At 73.4% G+C, this 20620-nt stretch carries 16 protein-coding genes; 10 read left to right on the top strand and 6 right to left on the bottom strand.

The features are described 5' to 3' along the window. Window positions 1–128: 128 nt before the first annotated feature. The 4 genes from DEU31_RS06085 to DEU31_RS06070 all read right to left on the bottom strand — a co-directional run bounded on the left by DEU31_RS06085 (window position 129) and on the right by DEU31_RS06070 (window position 4328). The gene (locus DEU31_RS06085) at window positions 129–1424 is read right to left on the bottom strand and encodes a hypothetical protein (RefSeq protein ID WP_010551307.1); all 1296 of its coding nucleotides are present in this window, start codon (window positions 1422–1424) and stop codon (window positions 129–131) included. Between the two features lie 201 nt (window positions 1425–1625). Continuing rightward, window positions 1626–2678, bottom strand: coding sequence for an ATP-binding cassette domain-containing protein (locus DEU31_RS06080; RefSeq protein ID WP_133676489.1), 1053 nt, complete (start codon window positions 2676–2678; stop codon window positions 1626–1628). Continuing rightward, the gene (locus tag DEU31_RS06075) at window positions 2675–3460 is read right to left on the bottom strand and encodes an ABC-2 family transporter protein (protein WP_010551309.1); all 786 of its coding nucleotides are present in this window, start codon (window positions 3458–3460) and stop codon (window positions 2675–2677) included. Before DEU31_RS06075 ends, DEU31_RS06080 begins: the two co-directional genes overlap by 4 nt. A 73-nt stretch (window positions 3461–3533) precedes the next feature. Next, on the bottom strand, window positions 3534–4328 hold the full coding sequence (locus tag DEU31_RS06070) for an ABC-2 family transporter protein (RefSeq protein WP_010551310.1): 795 nt from the start codon (window positions 4326–4328) through the stop codon (window positions 3534–3536). A gap of 182 nt (window positions 4329–4510) precedes the next feature. Here DEU31_RS06070 and DEU31_RS06065 point away from each other — a divergent pair, with 182 nt between their 5' ends. From DEU31_RS06065 to DEU31_RS06030, 8 genes are all read left to right on the top strand, one after another. Continuing rightward, window positions 4511–5821 (top strand): dicarboxylate/amino acid:cation symporter, encoded by a 1311-nt coding sequence (locus DEU31_RS06065; RefSeq protein ID WP_010551311.1) that lies wholly within the window; start codon window positions 4511–4513, stop codon window positions 5819–5821. 120 nt (window positions 5822–5941) lie between these two features. Further along, window positions 5942–8173 carry a molybdopterin oxidoreductase family protein gene (locus DEU31_RS06060; protein WP_133676488.1) on the top strand — a complete coding sequence of 744 codons (2232 nt, stop codon included), beginning with the start codon at window positions 5942–5944 and terminating at the stop codon, window positions 8171–8173. Continuing rightward, complete coding sequence (locus DEU31_RS06055) at window positions 8170–9648, top strand: FAD-dependent oxidoreductase (RefSeq protein ID WP_133676487.1); 1479 nt, start codon at window positions 8170–8172, stop codon at window positions 9646–9648. Before DEU31_RS06060 ends, DEU31_RS06055 begins: the two co-directional genes overlap by 4 nt. Window positions 9649–9695: 47 nt before the next feature. Next, window positions 9696–10148, top strand: coding sequence for a metalloregulator ArsR/SmtB family transcription factor (locus DEU31_RS06050; protein WP_243733759.1), 453 nt, complete (start codon window positions 9696–9698; stop codon window positions 10146–10148). Then, complete coding sequence (locus tag DEU31_RS06045; RefSeq protein ID WP_133676486.1) at window positions 10148–11083, top strand: cation diffusion facilitator family transporter; 936 nt, start codon at window positions 10148–10150, stop codon at window positions 11081–11083. Before DEU31_RS06050 ends, DEU31_RS06045 begins: the two co-directional genes overlap by 1 nt. Before the next feature lie 87 nt (window positions 11084–11170). Beyond that, a complete protein-coding gene (locus DEU31_RS06040; RefSeq protein WP_133676485.1) occupies window positions 11171–11968 on the top strand; it encodes an SDR family NAD(P)-dependent oxidoreductase in 798 nt (265 codons plus the stop codon). Next, window positions 11968–13866 (top strand): ABC transporter ATP-binding protein, encoded by a 1899-nt coding sequence (locus tag DEU31_RS06035; RefSeq protein WP_133676483.1) that lies wholly within the window; start codon window positions 11968–11970, stop codon window positions 13864–13866. The genes DEU31_RS06040 and DEU31_RS06035 overlap by 1 nt, the downstream gene beginning before the upstream one ends. 188 nt (window positions 13867–14054) lie before the next feature. Then, a complete protein-coding gene (locus DEU31_RS06030) occupies window positions 14055–14330 on the top strand; it encodes a hypothetical protein (RefSeq protein WP_133676481.1) in 276 nt (91 codons plus the stop codon). A 22-nt stretch (window positions 14331–14352) separates the two neighbouring features. Here the strand turns inward: DEU31_RS06030 and DEU31_RS06025 are convergent, their stop codons facing one another. Together DEU31_RS06025 and DEU31_RS06020 are read right to left on the bottom strand one after the other, a co-directional pair. Then, window positions 14353–14625 (bottom strand): 2Fe-2S iron-sulfur cluster binding domain-containing protein, encoded by a 273-nt coding sequence (locus DEU31_RS06025; protein WP_010551319.1) that lies wholly within the window; start codon window positions 14623–14625, stop codon window positions 14353–14355. Window positions 14626–14715: 90 nt separating this feature from the next. Beyond that, complete coding sequence (locus DEU31_RS06020; protein ID WP_010551320.1) at window positions 14716–14946, bottom strand: hypothetical protein; 231 nt, start codon at window positions 14944–14946, stop codon at window positions 14716–14718. Window positions 14947–15458: 512 nt separating this feature from the next. On the opposite strand from DEU31_RS06020, the gene ileS reads away from it, so the two are divergent. Next, a complete protein-coding gene (gene ileS / locus DEU31_RS06015; RefSeq protein ID WP_133676477.1) occupies window positions 15459–18755 on the top strand; it encodes an isoleucine--tRNA ligase in 3297 nt (1098 codons plus the stop codon). 279 nt (window positions 18756–19034) lie between these two features. Next, window positions 19035–20495, top strand: coding sequence for an S-layer homology domain-containing protein (locus DEU31_RS06010; RefSeq protein WP_133676475.1), 1461 nt, complete (start codon window positions 19035–19037; stop codon window positions 20493–20495). Window positions 20496–20620 lie beyond the last annotated feature (125 nt).

Here is a 20620-nt window from a genome sequence, read left to right as displayed (position 1 = left end):
AGCCATGGCTCCATCCTCGCGCATCCGAGCACCCCGCGGCGCGGCCGACGGGTCACAGCGCGGCCGACGGGGCGGCGCATGCGCGACCGGTCACGGCGCGGCCGACGGGCGGCCATGCCCCGCGCGCCTCACACGATCGTCAGCGAGCGCAGCGCCCGGTGGACCTCCCAGACGAAGTCCGCGGTGGACTGGCTCTTGCGGGGCGCCACCGCGTAGGTCTCCTCCGGCCGGTCCGCCGTCGCCTCGCGCGTCACCTTCGGGATCAAGTGGGTCCAGTCCCGCTCGCCGCCCACCCAGAGCCGGTAGGTGGTCCCGGTCTCGTCGCCGCGATGGAGCAGGCGCAGCCCCATCGTGGTCGCGGTCAGCGCCGGCTGGCGCCGGGCGGGCGCGAGATCGAAGCCGCGGTCCCGCAGCAGCATCGGGTTCAGCACCGCCCACAGCAGCAGGCGCGCCCCCTCCACCTCCGGGGAGGCGGGGGCGCCGATCAGCTCCGGCGTCGCGGGCAGCGCGCCCTCGTCGGTGCGCCAGGCCGTGCGCCGGGCGAGGGTCTCCAGGCGCTCCGCGGCCTCGGCACTCTCCTCGTCGGTGCGGGGCAGGCCGATGCCCAGCGGCACCGGCTCGTGGCCGGCGCGCTGGAGGTGCACGGGAGTGCCCTGCTCGACCTCGCCGAACTCGAGACCGGTGCGGTGCAGGCGCACCCCGGCCTGGAGGTGCGCGTCGGTCTGGCCGCGCCGGGTCGAGAAGTGCGGGCTGGTGCCCAGCAGGTCGCGGGAGGCGCGGTGCATGACGTCGAGGTGGCCGCGGAACTCCTGGGCCACCGACGCCTTGGTCAGCAGCCGCTTCGCCTCCACCGGGTACTGCACGATGGGCCGGCCCGAGTTCTCGCCGATCTCCCCGATCGTCTCCCACAGCGCCTGATGGCCGGGGTCGGCCTTCGACATCCGCCGGGCGAGGGAGCGCCAGCTCGTGGCCTGCACCCGCTCGGGCAGCTGCTCCTCGCCGCCGACGAGGTCGCTGCGGCGCGAGACCGCCAGCAGCAGGTGGTGCGCCGAGGTGCCGAGCGCGGCCAGGTGCTTCTCGAGCTGGGTGGTGCGCAGCAGCCCGTCCGTGCTCACCACGATGCCGAGGCGGGCGCCGTCGTCGGACTCGGGGGAGGTCGGGAGGATCTCGGCGACCAGGTCGGGGGAATGGCGGTGCAGGCGCGGCGCGGCGACGATGCTGCCGGTGGCGCGCTCGGTCCGGAGCACCGTGCGCAGGAACGCACGGCGGCTGCGCGGGGCCATCAGCACGAACTCGAGCATGTGGCGGAGGATCGCGTCGGCGCGCACGGGCCGTTCGGTGCGCTCGGCGCTCTCCGGGGCGTTGACCGTGCGCTCGACGGCGTAGGTGAGCATCTGTCCGACGGTGGCGTAGGAGCGGGCCATGGTCCTCCTTCTCTCGCGCCGTGCCCTGCCGCGGCGGGGACTGCCGGGCGGGAGACGGGATCTCTCAGTATCCCCCGGGGACCAGTGTGCATCAGCGCAGGTCGCGGAGCGCGGTGTGTCCCCGCATGAACGAAGGGGCGCGCCCGGTGCGGCGTCGGCCGGGCCGGTCCGGGGAGGATGGCGCCGGCGAGCCCGCCGTCGTCAGTCCGGACGGTCCCCGGCGTTGATGCGCCGCACGAGGTCCTCGACGGCCGGTTCGGTGAGGGAGAGGTCCTGCACCTCGGCCTGGGCGCCGATCCGGGTCAGCAGCGCCGGCACGGTCAGCTCCGCCCCGGAGAACGCGATCCGGTGACGGATCCCCTCCGCCTCGATCGCGAGGGTCCGCGCCCCCTCGGGCAGCGCGAGCGCCTCGAGACGCGGCGCGGCGAGGTCGAGCACGAGCTCGCGCGGCGAGCCGAGCCGCTCCCGGAAGCCGGCGAGCGCGCCGTCGTAGGCGACCTGCCCGGAGGCGACCACCACGATCCGGTCGCACAGCCGCTCGACGTCGCCCATGTCGTGCGTGGTGAGGAACAGGGTGGTGCCGCGCTCGGCCCGGTCCTCGCGCAGGAAGCGACGCAGCCCCTCCTTGGAGACCATGTCCAGCCCGATCGTCGGCTCGTCGAGCACCACCAGCTGCGGGGAGTGCAGCAGCGCCGCGGCGACCTCCCCGCGCATCCGCTGCCCGAGCGACAGCTGACGCACCGGACGGTCCAGGAACGCGGCGAGGTCCAGCCCCTCCACGAGCCGGTCCAGGCGCGCGGCGAGAGCCCGATCGGTCAGGCGGTGCATCGCGCCAAGAATCCGGTAGCTGTCCCGCAGCGGCAGGTCCCACCACAGCTGCGAGCGCTGCCCGAACACCACCCCGATCTCGCGGGCGAGACGCCGACGCTCCGGCACCGGGTCGCGCCCCAGCACCCGCACGGAGCCCGCCGTGGGCTGCAGGATGCCGGTGATCATCTTGATGGTGGTGGACTTCCCGGCGCCGTTCGCGCCGACGAAGCCGACGGCCTCTCCGCGCTCGATGCGCAGCGAGATCTCGTCGACCGCCCGCACCCGCTGCCGCCGGCGCCGGCGGGAGCCCGGGGCGGCGGCGCGCACGACGTAGTCACGACGCAGCTGCGCGAGCTCGAGCGCGGGGGAGGACTCGACGTCGGGGCTGCGGGCGGCCGACGGGTCCGACGGGGTCGGGAGGGACGGGACGGGGTGAGAGGTCATCCACCTGCTCCTGTGTAGCGACGGACCCCCGCGCGCCAGAGGATCAGGGCGATGGTCCAGGCGAGGAGCGCCACGGGCAGGCCGACCCAGCCCGCCCAGGACGGGACCAGGGCGGGGCCGGGCAGACCCAGCAGCGCGAGGGCGGGGGCGTAGGCGATCAGGGTCGCCGGGATCACGAAGGTGAAGAAGGCCCGCATCGGCAGGGCGAAGACGGCGCCGGGGGTGGTGGCGACGTAGTTGCCGCCGTAGGTGAAGGCATTGGCGAACTCGCGCCCGTCCACCAGCCAGAACTGCAGCGCCCCGGCCATCGTGAACAGCGCTCCGAAGATGAGCGCCCCGGCGAACGGGGCCAGCACCGCGAGCAGCAGCAGCGCCGGGGTCGGGGAGAAGCCCGCGATGGCCAGCGCGGTCACATACATCCCGAGCCCCACCGCGATCCTCCCGATGCGTCGCAGCGAGAGGTCCAGGCTCGAGATCTGCAGCAGCAGCGGCACCGGGCGGATCAGCAGCGTCTCCAGGCGCCCGGAGCGGATCTGCGCCGAGAGCCCGTCGATCTCCCCGAAGAACATGTCTCCGATCCCGAAGGCGAGCGCGCCGAGCCCGTAGACCACCGCGACCTGCGAGAGCGTCATCCCTCCGAGGACGCCGACCTGGGAGAGGATCACCCACAGCTCGAGGAACTCGGTGCCCACGATCAGCACCTGGCCGAGCACGTCGGCGAGGAAGCTGGTGCGGAACGTCGCCTGCGAGCGCAGGCGCGAGCCGTAGAGGGTCGCGACCATGCGCGCGGTCGAGACGGGGCGGTCCTGCGCCCCCGTTCGGCTCCCTTCACTCGCGGCGCCCGGCCTCTCCTGCTCAGCCACCCTGCACCTCCAGGCTCCGCGTGCCGGCGCGCAGCATCGCCCAGGCCGCGAGCGCCAGCACCGCCGCCCAGCCGATCTGCACGCCGATCAGTCCGAGCGCCTCCGCCGGCGGGACGCGGCCCGAGAGGGTGTCGATCGGGGTCTGGATCATCGAGGGGAACGGGGTCGCCCGAGCGATCGCCAGCAGCCAGTCCGGGAACCACACGATCGGGATGAGGAAGCCCGAGAGCAGGTTCATCGTCGCGTTGTAGACGACGGTCAGTCCGCGGGTCTCCACCAGCCAGAAGGCGGCGAGGTTCACCATCATGTCGGCGAGGAAGGCGACCGTGATCGCGAGCAGCAGCGAGAGGGCGCCGAGCAGGTAGGACAGCGGATGCTCGGGCAGGGCGAGCCCGGTCACCAGGGCGCCCACCACCAGCGGAGGGATGCCGCGGGCCAGCAGCAGGAACGCCGCGCGGCCGAGCTTCTGCGCGTAGTGGAGGCTGAGCAGATCCACGGGGCGCAGAAGGTCCACCGCGATGTCGCCCTGGTGGACCCGCTGGGACACCTCCCGGGTGCCGAAGGCCTCGATCGGGGCGAGCAGCGCCTGGCCCAGCCATACATAGGTTGCCGCCTGCAGCATCGTGTACCCGCCGAGCTCGCCGCCCGCCGTGCCGATCGCGGCGAACATGATCGAGGCGCGGATGAACCCGAAGATCGTGTTGGTGAAGATGCCCGCGGCGGTCGCCATCCGGTAGGTGGAGTACTGGCGGAAGGCGGCAGCGGCGATCCGTCCGTGAGCAGGCACTCGATCAACCTTAGTGCGCTGTGGAACGTGCCACAAGACAGAGGTGGGTGCTGCGCGGGCCTGCACCTCGGCCCCGTCGGCGCCCCCGGCGCTCGGACGGTCCTCCCTGCAGTGGAGCGCCCGCGGGCATCGGCCGTCTACGCTGTCCCGGTCCCCGTCCCTCCTCAGCGAACCGGACCCTCATGAACTCGAATCTCGACAGCGCTGTCGACTCCGCCGCGGAGGATCCCGCGGCGGCGCGCGGCGCCGCTGACTCCGCCGCGGGCACCCCCTCCGCGGCTCCTCGTCGCCCCCGCTTCGGCCTCCTGCCCCGGATCCTCGTCGCGATCGTGCTCGCGATCGGTCTGGGCCTGGTGATGCCCGAGTCGATCGCCCGCGTCTTCACGACCTTCAACGGGATCTTCTCCGGCTTCCTCGGCTTCCTCATCCCGCTGATCATCGTGGGCCTGGTGACCCCGGCGATCGCGGAGCTCGGCCGCGGCGCCGGGAAGATGCTCGCCGCCACCACCGGCATCGCCTATCTCTCCACCGTGCTGTGCGGGCTGTTCGCTCTCGGGATCTCCCTGGTGCTGCTGCCGCGGATGCTGGACGGCGCGAGCATCGGCACCCTCGAGAACCCCGAGGACTCGGCGATCGCGACCTACTTCGACATCGAGATCCCGCCGGTGTTCGACGTGATGACGGCGCTGGTGCTCTCCTTCTGCCTCGGCATCGGGCTGACCCTCGTGAAGAAGGGCGCCCTGCAGGAGTCCTTCGAGCAGCTGCGCACGATCATCGTGCGGATCATCGAGGCGATGATCGTGCCGCTGCTGCCGCTGTACATCTTCGGCATGTTCCTGGGCCTGACCATGAACGGCCAGATCTGGACCGTCATCGGCACCTTCCTCGCCGTGGTCCTGCTGGTCTTCGCGATGACCGTGGTGGTGCTGCTGGCCCAGTACGGCGTCGCAGGCCTCGCGATGGGGAAGAACCCGCTGCGGATGCTGGGCCGGATGCTCCCGGCCTACATGACGGCGCTGGGCACCAGCTCCTCGGCCGCGACCATCCCCGTCACCGTCGAGTGCACCAAGCGCAACGGCATCCCCGATGCGATCGCCGACTTCGTGATCCCGCTGGGCGCCACGATCCACCTCGCCGGCTCCACCCTGAAGATCACCACCTTCGCCGTCGCGATCATGATCGTCACCGGCATGGAGCTGAACGTCCCGGCGCTGCTGGGCTTCGTGTTCATGCTCGGCATCGTGATGATCGCCGCGCCCGGCGTGCCCGGCGGCGCGATCATGGCCGCCGCCGGCGTGCTCTCCTCGATCCTCGGATTCGACGAGGCGGCCGTGGGCCTGATGATCGCCGCCTACATTGCGATCGACTCCTTCGGCACCGCCACCAACGTCACCGGCGACGGCGCGATCGCCGCGGTCATGGGGCGCCTGTCCCGGGGCCGCGTCTCGGGGGACCTCTCGGTCGACGAGGCCCCGCACGTCCAGGGCGTCTGAGCGCAGCGGCGGCGGCCCGGGCGGCGAGATCGCAGGGCCTCCGTGACCGGATCGTGACCCGGCGTCCCGGGCGGTGACCCGGGGCCGACGTCACCCCGCCCTGCCGCGCACGCTTTGCCCATGCCGAGCACTCCGAGCGCCCCTGCGGGCTCCGTCCCCGCGGGCACCACTCCTGCGGGCAGTGCCTCGTCGGGGACGGCGACGCACTGTCCCTACTGCGCGCTCCAGTGCGCGCAGACGCTCACCCCCGTCGCGGGAGGCGGGGCCGACGGCGCCCCCGTGCTCACCGTCGAGGGCCGGGACTTCCCCACGAACCAGGGCGGGCTGTGCCGCAAGGGATGGACCTCCGCGGAGGTCCTCACCGCCCCCGACCGGCTCACCGCCCCGCAGCTGCGCGGCGCGGACGGGGTGCTGCGCGAGGTGAGCTGGGACGCGGCCCTCGACCACGCCGCGACCCACCTGCGCGAGCAGCGGGAGCGCCGCGGGGCGGATGCCGTCGCCGTGTTCGGCGGCGGAGGGCTCACCAACGAGAAGGCCTACGCGCTCGGCAAGTTCACGCGGGTCGTGCTCGGCTCGCGGCTCATCGACTACAACGGCCGCTTCTGCATGTCCGCCGCGGCGACCGCCTCCAACCGCTCCCTGGGCCTGGACCGCGGCCTGCCCTTCCCGCTGCCGGACCTCGCCGGCGCGGACTGCGTGCTGCTGCTCGGCTCGAACCTCGCCGCGACCATGCCTCCCTTCGTCCAGCACCTCGAGGGCGTGCGCTCCCGCGGCGGCCTCGTCGTCACGGACCCGCGCGGATCGGCGACGGCTGCCCTGACCGCGGAGGGCGCCGGCGTGCATCTCGCCCCGGTGCCCGGCACGGACCTCGTGGTGCTGCTGGCCCTCCTCCACGTGGTGCTCGCGGAGGACCTCGTGGACCACGAGTACGTCGCCGCGCGCACCACGGGCCTCGCGTCGCTCCGGGCGAGCGCCGCCGCCTGGTGGCCCGAGCGCGCGGAGGCCGTGTGCGGGGTCCCCGCCCGGCGACTGCGGCAGGTCGCGCGGATGCTCGCCGACGCCTCCCCGTCCCGCGGCGGCCGCGGCGCCTACGTGCTCACCGGTCGCGGGGTCGAGCAGTCCACCCAGGGCACCGCGACCGTCACCGCCGCGATCGACCTCGCCCTGCTGCTGGGCCTCGTGGGCCGTCGCGGCTCCGGCTACGGGCCGCTCACCGGCCAGGGCAACGGGCAGGGCGGCCGCGAGCACGGGCTCAAGGCGGATCAGCTGCCCGGCTACCGGAAGATCACCGATCCGGAGGACCGCGCGCACGTCGCGGCCGTCTGGGGCGTGGACCCGGAGTCCCTGCCCGGCCCGGGCGTCCCCGCGGTCGAGCTGCTCGGCATGCTCGGCACGGCGGGCGGTCCCTCCGCGCTGATCGTGTGCGGGGCGAACCCCGTCGTCTCGGCGCCGGACGTCTCCCGGGTGCGGGAGCGGCTCGCCGCGCTCGATCTGCTCGTCGTCCTGGACACCGTCCCCTCGGAGACGGCGCTGCTGGCCGACGTCCTCCTCCCCGTCACCCAGTGGGCGGAGGAGGAGGGCACGATGACGAACCTCGAGGGCCGCGTGATCCGCCGCCGCCGGGCGCGGGAGGCCCCGGGCGGGGCGCGCAGCGAGCTGTGGATCCTCCGCGAGCTCGCCGCGCGGCTCGGCGTGCCCCGCGGCTTCCCGGCCGAGGCCTCCGCCGTGTTCGACGAGCTCGCCCGGGCCTCCGCGGGCGGCCGCGCCGACTACTCCGGCCTCAGCCACGAGCGGCTGGACCGCGAGGGATCGATGCACTGGCCCGTCCCCGCTCCGGGCCACCCGGGGACGCCGCACGCGCTGCTCGACGGCTTCCCGACGGCCGACGGCCGTGCCCGCCTGATCCCGGTGACGCACGAGGACCCGGCCGATCCGCTCCGGGCGGACGCCCCGCTGCACCTGGTCACGGGGCGCCTGCTCGAGCAGTACCAGTCCGGGGCGCAGACCCGCCGGGTGCCCTCCCTGCTCGCCGCGCGGCCCGCGGCCTTCGCCCAGATGCACCCCCTGCTCGCGGACCTCCTCGGCATCGAGGACGGCGAGGAGGTGCTGCTGCGCACCCGCAGCGGCGAGCTGCGGGTGTCGGCGGAGGTCACCGAGGAGATCCGGCCGGACACCGTCTTCATGCCCTTCCACTACCCCGGGGAGGGGAGCGCGAACCTGCTCACGGGCAGCGCGACCGATCCGCTCTCCGGCATGCCCGGCTTCAAGGTGACGGCGCTCGGGGTGCTCCCCGCGCCCCGGCCCGTCCCCGCCCCCGATGTGGTCACCGTCCAGCAGAGGAGCGCCGTATGAGGATCGTCGTGATCGGCCACGGCATGGTCGGCTCCCGGGTCGCCGCGGATCTCGCGGCGGCGGATCCGCAGGCCCGCCTGACGGTGCTCGGCCAGGAGGACCACGACCCCTACAACCGGGTCCAGCTCTCCTCGGTGGTCGCCGGGAAGGCGGATCCCGCCGCGCTCGCCCTCGAGCAGGTGGGGCCGGAGCAGGCGCGTGTGCTGCGCGGCGTGCGGGCCGTGCGCATCGACCGGGCCTCGCACCTGGTCCATGACGAGCTCGGCGAGGCGCACCCCTACGACCGCCTGGTGCTCGCGACGGGCTCCGCGGCCCGGATCCCCGACGTCCCCGGGCTGCACGCACCCGGGGACGTGGCGGAGGAGTCGACGCTGGTGGACGGCGTGAGCCCGCTGAAGGACCTCGACGACGCGGAGCGGATCCTCCGCCGCTGCGAGGGCGGCGGCGAGGTCGTCGTCCTCGGTGCGGGCGTGCTCGGCATCGAGGTCGCCACGGGACTCGCCGGCCGCGGGGCGCGGGTGACGCTCGTCCATCACCGCGAGCGGCTCATGGAGCGGCAGCTGGACCGCGACGCCTCGGAGATCGTGCACGGCGCGCTCGAGACGCTCGGCATCACCGTGGTCACCTCGGCGAGCGCGACGCGCGTCGACGCGCCGGAGGGTCGTCTCGAGACGGTGCACCTCTCCGACGGCTCGGCGCGGCCCGCGGACCTCCTCGTGCTGTGCACGGGCACCGTGCCGCAGACGGCGCTCGCCGCGGCGGCGGGCCTCGAGTGCGGGGCGGGGATCCTGGTGGGGGAGGACCTCTCGTGCCCGGGGGACCCGGACGTCTTCGCGATCGGCGACTGCGCCCAGCCGCCCGAGGGGGCGAGCGGGCTCGTCGCCCAGGGCTGGGAGCAGGCGCGCCGGCTCGTCGAGTCCTGGCGCCCGCGGGCGCAGGAGGCATCGGTGCCCGTGCCGGCGCGCGGGACGGGCGGAGACCTGGTGCGGGTCAAGGCGGTGGGCCTCGCGCTCGTGACCATGGGCCGCATCGAGCGGCCGGGGCCCGGCCTGCACGCCCCGGGGTCCGTGCGGCTCGCCGATCCCTCCGGCGGTCGCTTCACCGAGGTGGTCGTGCACGAGGGGCGTCTGGTCGCGGCGACGATCGTGGGGGACGAGGACGCCGCGGCGGAGCTCAGCGCCGCGTTCACCCTGCGCACCCCGGTCCCGCGGGACCCGGTGCACCTGCTCGCCCGTCCGCTCGCCGCGCGGGCCGTGGCCCCGGCCGACTCCGTGGCGGACATGGCGGAGGAGGACGTGCTGTGCCAGTGCAACGGGGTCACCAAGGGGAGCGTGTGCGGGGCGGTCGCGGGCGGCTGCGGGAGCACGGCGGAGGTCTCGCGGGCCACGCGCGCGGGCACCGGCTGCGGCACCTGCCGCTCCCAGATCCAGGAGCTGCTGGACGCCTCCCGCGACCGGGAGCCCGCTCCCGTGTGAGCGGAGCCCCCTTGCCCTCGCGGGAGGGCTGCTCCTGCCCTTGACGTATGAACGTCTCGTCAGATGATCAGGTGGCGGGGGTCGACCCCGGCTCCGCCGTCGGCCCCGACGCAGCGGTCACCGACGCAGCGGTCGCAGATTCCGTGGACCCCGCCGCCGTCGAGCACGCCCGCGCGCACCTGCCGGCGCCCGCCGCGGTCGCGGACGTCGCGGACGTCCTCTCCCTCCTCGGCGAGCCGCACCGTCCCACCCTCCTGCTCGCCCTGCGCGGCGGGGAGCTGTGCGTCCACGACCTCGCCCTCACGGCCGGCCAGTCCGAGTCCGCGACTTCGCACGCGCTGAAGCTGCTGCGCGCCCACCGCGTCGTGACCCCGCGCCGCGAGGGGCGCCGCATGTACTACCGGCTCGAGGACCCGCACGTCCTCGAGCTGCTGGACCTCGCCCTCACCCACACGGCGCACTCGCCGCTGCGCCATCCCGAGCGCGGGGAGGGAGCCTGATGGGCCACGGCCACAGCCACACCCACGGCGGAGGTGCGGAGGCGCTCAGCGCCGGCGGCCGCCATCGCTCCCGCCTCGCGATCGCCCTGGTGCTGATCGGCGGCTTCTTCGTCGTCGAGCTCGTCACCGCCCTGCTCACCGGATCGCTCTCGCTGCTCTCCGACGCCGGGCACATGGCCGCGGACGTCCTCACCCTCGCCGCCGCGCTCGCCGCCGCGCTCGGCGCCGCGACCGTCGCCGGCCGCGGGGACCGCAGCGGGCGCCGCAGCTTCGGCCTCTACCGGATCGAGGTCTTCGCCTCCCTCTTCGCCGTGCTCGTCATGCTCGCCGTCGCCGCCTGGGTGCTCATCGAGGCGATCGGGCGGCTCGGGACCGCACCGGAGATCGGCACCACCGGCATGCTCGTCGTCGGTGGGCTGGGGCTCGCCGTGAACCTCGTGGTCATGCGGATCCTCTCGGGCGGCGCGCGGGAGAGCCTCGCCGTGAAGGGCGCCTATCTCGAGGTCCTCGCGGACACCGTCGGCTCGATCGGCGTCGTCGTCGCCGGGGTGCTCGTCGCACTCACCGGCAGCGTCCTCGCGGACACGGTCGTCGCCCTCGCGATCGGCGCCTTCGTCGCCGTGCGTGCCGTGATGCTGGGCCGTGAGGTGCTCGGCGTGCTCGCCCAGGAGACGCCCCGCCACCTCGACCCCGCGACGGTGCAGGCGGATCTCGCCGCCCTGGACGGCGTCACCGAGGTGCACGACCTGCACCTGTGGACCCTCACCTCGGGCATGGACGTCGCGACCGCCCACCTCCGGGTCGAGGAGCGGGCCGACGCCCACGGCGTGCTCGACGCCGCCCAGGAGCTGCTCCGGGCCCGCCACGGTCTCGAGCACTGCACGCTCCAGATCGAGCCCGAGGCGCACCGCACCGACGAGGAGTCCGCGTGGTGACCCGCGCGCCCGCCGTCCCGCCCGCGCGGCCCCGCGCCGCCGGGACACCGGCGCCGCGCACCGCCCCTGCGACGTAGGCTCGGCGCCATGACCTCCGCCGCTGACGCAGACCGCCCCGCCCCGTCCTCCGCGCCCCTGACCGCCGTCGTCACCGGCGCCTCCTCCGGCATCGGCCGCGCGACCGCCGCCCGCCTCGTCGCCGACGGCTGGCGCGTGCTCGCGATCGCCCGCCGCGAGGAGCGCCTCGCCGCCCTCGCCGAGGAGACCGGCTGCGAGGTGCTCGCCGTCGACGTCACCTCCGACGAGTCCGTCGCCGCCCTCACCGACCGCGTCGAGGAGCTCTTCGGCGGCACGCTCAACTCCGTCGTCCACGTCGCCGGCGGCGCCCTCGGCGTCGAGCCCGCGGCGGAGGCGGACCTCGACAAGTGGCAGGGCATGTACGAGACCAACGTGCTCGGCGCCGTGCGCGTGACCCGCGCCCTGCTGCCCGCCGTGCGCCGCAGCGGCCGCGGCGACCTCCTCTTCCTCACCTCCGTCGCCGGCCACGAGGCCTACCCCGGCGGGTCCGGCTACAACGCCGCGAAGGCCGGGGAGCACATGCTCGCCGCGGCCCTGCGGCTCGAGCTGAACGGCGAGAAGGTGCGCGTCATCGAGGTCGCCCCCGGCATGGTCCGCACCGAGGAGTTCTCCCTCGTCCGTCTCGGCGACCAGGACGCGGCCGACGCCGTCTACGACGGGGTCGAGCAGCCCCTGACCGCGGAGGACTGCGCCGACGTCGTCTCCTACGCCCTGAACGCCCCGCACCATGTGAACCTCGACCTGGTCACCGTGCGCCCCCTCGCCCAGGCCGCGGCCCACCGGGTGGCCCGCCACCAGGGACTCTGATGGCCTACGGCGGGATGCCCGGCGGCGGCATGGGCGGTGGCATGGGAGGCGGCGGCGACCTGAAGCTCGCCCCCGGGCAGAAGCCCGATGTGCGCCGGGTGCTGGGCCTGTTCCGCCCCTACCGCGGCACCCTCGCCGCCGTGCTCTCGCTGATCGTCCTCGCCGCGGCCGCCGGGGTGGTCTCCCCGTTCCTGATCCGCGAGATCGTCGACGTGGCCCTGCCCGAGCAGCGCGCCGACGTGCTCGCCTGGTCCGTGGGCGGGCTCATCGCCGTCACCGTCGTCGCGAGCGCCCTCGGCGTCACCCAGTCGATGCTCTCGGCCCGCGTGGGCCAGTCGGTGATGCACGACCTGCGCGTGGCGGTCTACTCCCACCTGCAGCGGATGGGGCTGGGATTCTTCACCCGCACCCGCACCGGTGAGATCCAGTCGCGGATCTTCTCCGACATCGGCTCGATGCAGTCCGTGGTCACCTCGGTGATGACCCAGATCGTCTCCTCCGGCGCCGGGGTCGCGATGGCGCTGGTCGCCATGATCGCGATGGACTGGCGGCTCACGCTGTTCTCGCTGATCGCCCTGCCCTTCGCGGTGTGGATGAACCGGCGCGTGGGCCGGCGCCGCCGCACCATCGTCCGCACCCGGCAGGAGAAGGCCGCGGACCTCTCCGCCGGGATCCAGGAGTCCCTGTCCGTCTCCGGGATCCTGCTCGGGGTGACGATGGGACGCGTCGAGACGCTCAGCAGCGCCTTCGCCGACGACTCCCGCGAGCTCGCCGACCTCGAGGTCCGCTCCCAGATGGCCGGCCGCTGGCAGATGGCCGTGTTCACCACGATCATGTCGCTCTTCCCGGCGCTGACCTACTTCCTGGGCGGGCACCTGCTGTTCGCCGACCCCGACGGCAGCGGCATCACCATCGGCACCCTCGTCGCCTTCATCGCCCTGCAGTCCTCCCTGTTCCCGCAGATCAACGGCCTGCTGCGGGTCGCGACCCAGGTCAACAGCTCCCTCGCCCTGTTCACGCGGGTCTTCGAGTACCTCGACGCCCCGATCCTCATCGCCGACGCCGACGGCGCGATCTCCCTGGACCCCGCCCGAGTGCGTGGCGAGATCCGCTTCGAGGACGTCACCTTCGCCTATCCCGGCGCCGAGGAGCCGGCGCTCGCGCACCTGGACCTCGTGGTCCCGGCCGGGAAGCACACGGCCCTCGTCGGCGCCACCGGATCGGGCAAGACCACCACCGGCTATCTCATGGCGAGGCTCTACGAGCCGACCGACGGCCGGATCATCCTGGACGGCCACGACCTGCGGGAGATCACGCTGTCCTCGCTCGCCGCGAGCATCGGCGTGGTCACCCAGGAGACCTATCTCCTGCACGCCACCATCGCCGAGAACCTGCGCTTCGCCCGCCCGGAGGCCTCCGACGAGGAGCTCGTCGCCGCCTGCCGCATCGCCCAGATCCATGACCACATCGTCGCCCTCCCGGACGGCTACGCGACGGTCGTGGGGGAGCGGGGCTACCGCTTCTCCGGCGGGGAGAAGCAGCGCCTCGCGCTCGCCCGCACGATCCTCCGCGACCCGCCGGTGCTGCTGCTGGACGAGGCGACCTCGGCCCTCGACGTCGCCACGGAGCGGGCGATGTCCGGGGCGCTCGACGCGGTCGCGCGCGGCCGCACCACCGTCTCGATCGCCCACCGCCTCTCCACCGTCCGCCACGCCGACCAGATCGTGGTGATGGAGCGGGGGAGGATCGTCGAGCGCGGCACCTACGAGGAGCTGCTCGCGCGCGGCGGCGTGTTCGCGGAACTCGCCCGGCAGGACGCCCGGGAGGATCAGCAGGACGCCCGAGGCGACGACGAGCCGAGCCCGGGACCGGCCGGTCCCGACCCCGACGCCCGCTGATCGCGGACGCCCGGGAGTAGGCACCATGACCGTCGCGGGCGCGCCTACGACCAAAGGTGGAGGCGGGAGTCCTCCCTGCGCGGGATGTGCGCGCCGTGCGGACCGGGGGAGGATCGTCCCGTCAGGCGGCGCAACGGGCGCTGCGCCCGCACCAGGGCACGGCACGGACCAGGGAAGAGGACCATCGCATGACCACGATGCTCCCGGAGGACGCGATGGCGCGGCACGGCGCTGCGACGGGCCGGAATGCTGCGACGGGCCGGGGCTCTGCGACGGGCACGGGAGGCAAGCCCGCCTCGGGACGCCCGGTGGTGTTCGTGACCATGCTGGCGCTCGCCGCCCTCGGCGTGCTCGTGCTGCTCGTGGTCGGGCCCGTGCTGCCGATGCCGCTGGCGGTGCTCGGCGCCGCGGCGCTCATGGGCGTCGTCGGCCTCGCCTGGTGGGTGGCCGGCCCGCGCCTGTGAGGCAGCGGGCGGTCGCGTCGTCTCAGACGTCGATCTCGATCTCACCCTCGCCGCGCGAGACGCAGGTGATCATCTGGCTGTCCTGCTCGTCGTCCATGAGGAACTCGTCCATGTGCTCGACCTGTCCGGAGACCAGCGGCACCACGCAGGTGCCGCACACCCCGCCCTCGCAGGAGTAGTCCATCGGGACGCCGGCGTCGAGCAGAGCCTGGAGGAGGGACTGGCCCTCCTCGACCTCGACCGTGATCCCCGACTTCAGGCACTTGGCGGTGAAGGGCTCTCCGAACAGCGACATCCTCGCTCCTTCTGCGTCGGCCGCGCCGAGCGGCGCGCGGTTCCGTGGAAGGACCAGTGTTCCACGACTGTCACCGTCCGAGGAGGTGACTCACGCCTCCTCGGCGGTAGTGGATGCGGCGGCGGCATCGGTGCCGTCGGCGTCCTCCTCGTCCTGCGAGCGCGTCGTCTGGAGCGCGGCCGCGGCCGCGACCGGGGCGGAGACCACCACGCGCGGCGGCACGGCGGCCGCGGAGGCGGCGGTCGAGGGGCTCAGCGCGAGCGCGGACGGGCCGAAGGTCAGCACCAGCAGCGCCGCCGCCGAGAGGGTCGATGCGCCCAAGCGCGATCGTCGGTGAGGGATGTCGTCGTCCATGTCGTCTCCTTCGTCCACGGCGTCCCCGGTGGGGCCGCCGTGATCATGAGACCCCGCCCACCTGGCAGGCGGCTGAGGATCCCGACCGCATGTGCTGGGACCCGGGAGCTGCGGAGCCCCGCGAGCCGCAGAGGCCCGCGAACCCGGTGCGGCTGTTCCTCGCGTCTCTTCCCCCGGGGCGGTCGTGACCGCGCGGGCGAGCCCGCGTACACTGCACGGCATCGGCATCGACCCGGCCATCACCGGAGAGCCGCGGGAAGAACAGCACGAGCACGGTCCGCGAGGACAGGCGCCGCGCCCAGTAGAACCCGCCGGGACCAGCCCGTCACAGCTGAGGAACGAGGGGAGGCCCCCGCGTCGGCAGCGCCGGCGCGCGCGGCGTCAACCGAGGTGGTACCGCGCCGCCGGCCCGCGCCGGGAGCGTCCTCGGGCAGCAGTCCGCCCGCCCGCCGCCCCTGTTCCGCCTCGGAGGTTGTCCCATGGTCTACCCGGTCTCCGGAGACCCGCTCGTCCCCTCGCCGCACCTGCCCGCGCTCGAGAACGCGATCCAGGAGTTCTGGCGCACCGACGACACCTTCCGCGCGTCCATCGCCCAGCGCGAGGGCGCCGACGAGTTCGTCTTCTACGACGGCCCGCCCTTCGCCAACGGCCTGCCCCACTACGGCCACCTGCTCACGGGCTTCGTCAAGGACGTCGTGCCGCGCTTCCGCACCATGGACGGGCTGAAGGTCGACCGCCGCTTCGGCTGGGACACCCACGGCCTGCCCGCCGAGCTGGAGGCGATGCGGGAGCTCGGGATGACCGAGAAGTCCGAGATCGAGGACATGGGCCTGCAGGCCTTCAACAACGCCGCCCGCGCCTCCGTGCTGAAGTACACGAAGGAGTGGGAGGAGTACGTCACCCGCCAGGCCCGCTGGGTCGACTTCGAGAACGACTACAAGACCCTCGACGTCACCTTCATGGAGTCGGTGCTGTGGGCGTTCAAGACCCTGCACGACAAGGGCCGCGCCTACGAGGGCTACTACGTCCTCCCGTACTGCTGGAAGGACCAGACGCCGCTGTCCGCCCACGAGCTGCGGATGGACGACGACGTCTACCAGGAGCGCCAGGACCAGACCGTCACCGTCACCTTCCCCTTCACCGGCGAGAAGGCCGAGCAGCTGGGCCTGGCGGGCGTGAAGGCGCTCGCCTGGACGACCACGCCCTGGACCCTGCCCACCAACTTCTCCCTCGCCGTCGGCCCCGAGCTCGAGTACGCGGTGCTGCCGGCCGGCCCGCTCGGTGCCGCCGACGGCGCCGCCGCGGGCGAGGGCCGCTACCTGCTGGCCGCCGCGCTCGTCGGCGCGCACGCCAAGGAGCTCGGCTACGAGAGCGCCGAGGACGCCGTCGCCGCGATCGAGGAGCGCCGCTACGCGGGCAACGAGCTCGAGCACATGACCTACCAGCCGCTGTGGACGGTCTACTCCGAGGACCGCGCCAAGTGGGGCACCGAGAACGCCTGGATCGTCACCGTCGCCGACTACGTCTCCACCGACGACGGCACCGGCGTGGTCCATCAGGCCACCGCCTACGGCGAGGTCGACCAGCAGGTCAACGCCGCCTACGGCATCCCCGTCATCGTCTCCGTCGACGAGGGCGCGCAGTTCCACGACTACTTCCGCGGCACCGAGCTCGACGAGATCGCCGGTCTGCAGGTGTTCGAGGCGAACCGCCCGATCATCCGCAACCTCCAGCGCGAGGGCCGCCTGCTGCGCGAGACCAGCTACGTGCACTCCTACCCGCACTGCTGGCGCTGCCGGAACCCGTTGATCTACAAGGCCGTCTCCTCCTGGTACGTGAAGGTCGCCGACCAGCGCGAGCGGATGCTCGAGCTCAACGAGCAGATCGACTGGGTGCCCGGCAACGTCAAGCACGGCCAGTTCGGCAAGTGGCTCGAGGGCGCCCGCGACTGGGCCGTCTCCCGCAACCGCTACTGGGGCACCCCGATCCCGGTGTGGAAGAGCGACGACCCCGACCACCCGCGCGTCGAGGTCTACGGCTCCCTCGCCGAGATCGAGGAGGCCTTCGGCACACTCCCGCGCGACGAGCACGGCGAGGTCAACCTCCACCGCCCCTACATCGACGAGCTCACCCGCCCGAACCCCGACGATCCCACCGGGACGTCCACGATGCGCCGCGTCACCGACGTTTTCGACGTCTGGTTCGACTCCGGCTCCATGCCCTTCGCGCAGGTGCACTACCCCTTCGAGAACCACGACTGGTTCGAGGGCCACAACCCCGCGGACTTCATCGTGGAGTACATCGGGCAGACCCGCGGCTGGTTCTACGTCATGCACGTGCTGTCCACCGCGCTGTTCGACCGGCCCGCCTTCACCTCCGTCATCTGCCACGGCATCGTCCTCGGCGAGGACGGGCAGAAGATGTCCAAGTCGCTGCGCAACTACCCCGACGTGCGCGAGATGTTCGACAAGTACGGCGCCGACGCGATGCGCTGGTTCCTCATGTCCTCGCCGATCCTGCGCGGCGGCAACCTGGTCGTGGACGAGCCGAAGATCCGCGACGCCACGCGCCAGGTCGTGCTGCCGCTGTGGAACGTCTGGTACTTCCTGGCGCTGTACGCCAACGCGGCGGGGGAGAAGGACGCCTCCGGCCGGCCGACGGGGCACCGCGGCGCCGCCCGGCACGAGTCCACCGACGTGATGGACCGCTACCTCCTCTCCCGCACCGGCGAGCTGGTGCGCGGGGTGCGGGCCTCCTTCCGCGAGCTCGCGATCGCCGACGCCGCCGAGCAGATCCAGGACCACCTGGACATGCTCACCAACTGGTACGTGCGCCGCTCCCGGGACCGCTTCTGGGAGGGCGATGCGCAGGCCATCGACGTGCTGGCCACCTGCCTGGAGACCCTGCTGCAGGTCGCCGCGCCGCTGCTGCCGATGGTCACCGAGGAGATCTGGAAGGAGCTCACCGGCGGCCGCTCCGTGCACCTGACCGACTGGCCCGACGACTCCCTCTTCCCCCGCGACGAGCAGCTCGTCGCCCAGATGGACGACGTGCGCGCGATCGCCAGCGCCGGCAACGCGCTGCGCAAGAAGGAGGGCCTGCGCGCCCGCCTTCCGCTCGCCGAGCTGACCGTCGTCCACCACGACCCCGCCTCGCTCGAGCCGTTCACGGCGATCATCGCCGACGAGCTGAACGTGAAGCACGTGCGCCTGCTGGACGTCACCAGCGAGGAGGCGCAGGGCATGGGCGTGGAGCAGAAGCTCACCGTCAATGCCCGCGCCGCCGGGCCGCGGCTGGGCAAGCAGATGCAGGGCGCGATCAAGGGCTCCAAGACCGGGGACTGGTCCGTGGCCGAGGACGGCACCGTCACCTCCGGCGGGATCGCGCTCGAGGAGGGCGAGTACTCCCTCGACCTCGTCGCCGGTGAGAGCGCTGCGCTCGAGGGCCGTACCGTCGGCGTGCTGCGCGGCGGCGACTTCCTCGCCCTCGACATCCGTCTCACCGACGAGCTCGAGGCGGAGGGCACCGCCCGTGACGTGGTCCGCGCGATCCAGTCCGCGCGCCGTGAGGCGGGGCTGGACATCTCCGACCGGATCCGCCTGACGGTGGACGGCGACGAGCCCGTCGTCGCCGCGGTCGCCGCCCACCGCGAGCTGGTCGCCGGGGAGGTCCTCGCGCTCGAGCTCGAGGTCCCCGCGCGGCCCGCCGAGGGCGCGCACGAGGCGCGCGAGAAGGTCACCGGCGGCACCGTCACCGTCTCGGTGCAGCGGGCCTGAGGCGGGACGGGGCGGCGCGAGGAGCGCCGCCCCGTCGGCCCTCCCGCGCGGTCCTGGCAGCCCGCCCGCGCCGTCCCGACTGCTCGCCCGGGCTGTCCCGTCGGCCCTCCCGCGCGTCCCGATCACAGCGGTGGACGTCGGTTCGCCCGCTTCGTGACGATTTACGGCCCGGTTCGGGTCACGACTGCGTATCGGCTGGTCAGGGCAGGTTTCTGGGCGACTGTCGGACGTATCATGGTGAGGGATCCAGCTGGGGATCCCCCATCCCCAGGAGAGCGCATGTCCACGCCCGTCCCCGCCCGGTCCTCCTCGACGACCGCTCCGACGCGGGCTCGTCGGCGTCTCGCGCTCCTCGTGCTCGCCGTGCTGATCGCGTCCGCCGGCGTCCTCGGCGCGGCCCCCGGCTCCGAGGCCCGCACCCCGCCCGCCGGCCTCGGCGGCTTCGTCCCCGGCACCCTCATCAGCGATGCGCAGATGTTCGCGGGCACCTCCATGACCGCCGCGCAGGTCGACGCGTTCCTCGACCAGAAGGGCGCGAGCTGCACCCGCGGCACCGACGGCGCCGACTGCCTCAAGGACCTCCGGATGGACACCCCGCAGCGGTCGAAGGACGCCTACTGCGCCGCGATCCCCGCGAAGAAGGCGGCGAGCGCCGGGACGATCATCGCGGACGTCGCCCGCGCCTGCAGCATCAGCCCCAAGGTGCTGCTGACCATGCTCCAGAAGGAGCAGGGCCTGGTCACCACGCGCAATGCGACCCCGAAGATGCTGCGGGAGGCGCTCGGCTTCGGCTGCCCCGACTTCCAGACCTGCGACCCGAAGTACGCTGGCTTCGCCCAGCAGATCTACAACGCCGGAGTGCGCCTGCAGGCGTACGGCGACCCGGCTCGCGGCTACCGCTACCAGGCGGGCCGCGCCTACGACATCCAGTACAGCCCCTTCGCCTTCTGCGGCTACGGGAAGGTGACCATCTCGAACCGGGCCACCGCCGCGCTGTACAACTACACCCCCTTCACCCCCACCCAGGCGACCCTCGACGCGGGCTCCGCGGCCGTGGCCGACGACGTCTGCGCCACCTACGGCAGCCGCAACTTCTACCGCCTGTACTCGCAGTGGTTCGGCTCCCCGACGGGCGCGAGCACCTCGCGGTACCCGGTCGCCGCGCCGCTCGGGAAGAAGCCCGCGGACCCCTTCGCGGACGTCCCCTACGACACCACGATCTTCTTCACCGAGATCGCCTGGATGAAGCACATGGGCTACTCCACGGGGTGGGGGAGCGGCGCGAGCGCCGTCTACCGCCCCTACGACCAGATCAAGCGCGACGCCGTGATCGCCTTCCTGTACCGGGCGGCGGGCTCGCCCGCGTTCACCCCGCCGAAGGTCTCGCCCTTCAAGGACGTGAACTCGAAGGACACGATCTTCTACAAGGAGATCACCTGGGCTCACTCGGTGGGGCTCGCGCAGGGCTGGCCCGACGGCACCTTCCGCCCCTACGAGCCGATCAAGCGCGACGCCATGGCCGCGTTCCTCCACCGTGCCGCCGGTGCGCCCGCGTTCACGGGCCCGACCCGGTCCCCCTTCACGGACGTGCACCGGGGCTCGGAGGTCTTCTACGACGAGATCACCTGGATGGCTGTGAACGGCTACTCCACCGGATGGTCCGACGGCACCTTCCGCCCTTACGAGCCGATCAAGCGCGACGCCGTCGCCGCCTTCGTCTACCGCTGGAAGGTCGCCTGAGCGGAGGGCCGCTCGTCGCCCCATGCGCCTCAGCGCCCCTGTCTCCGGCCGCCTCTCCGTCGTCGGCCTCACTGCCCGCAGGGTCCTGACACCGGCCTCGCCGGATGGCACCCTGTGGGGATCGA

This window comes from Brachybacterium sp. AG952, from assembly GCF_004362645.1.
GTDB lineage: Bacteria > Actinomycetota > Actinomycetes > Actinomycetales > Dermabacteraceae > Brachybacterium > Brachybacterium conglomeratum.
The sequence above is the reverse complement of the archived record's forward strand: the minus strand, read 5'-3'. Positions and strand labels throughout refer to the sequence as shown.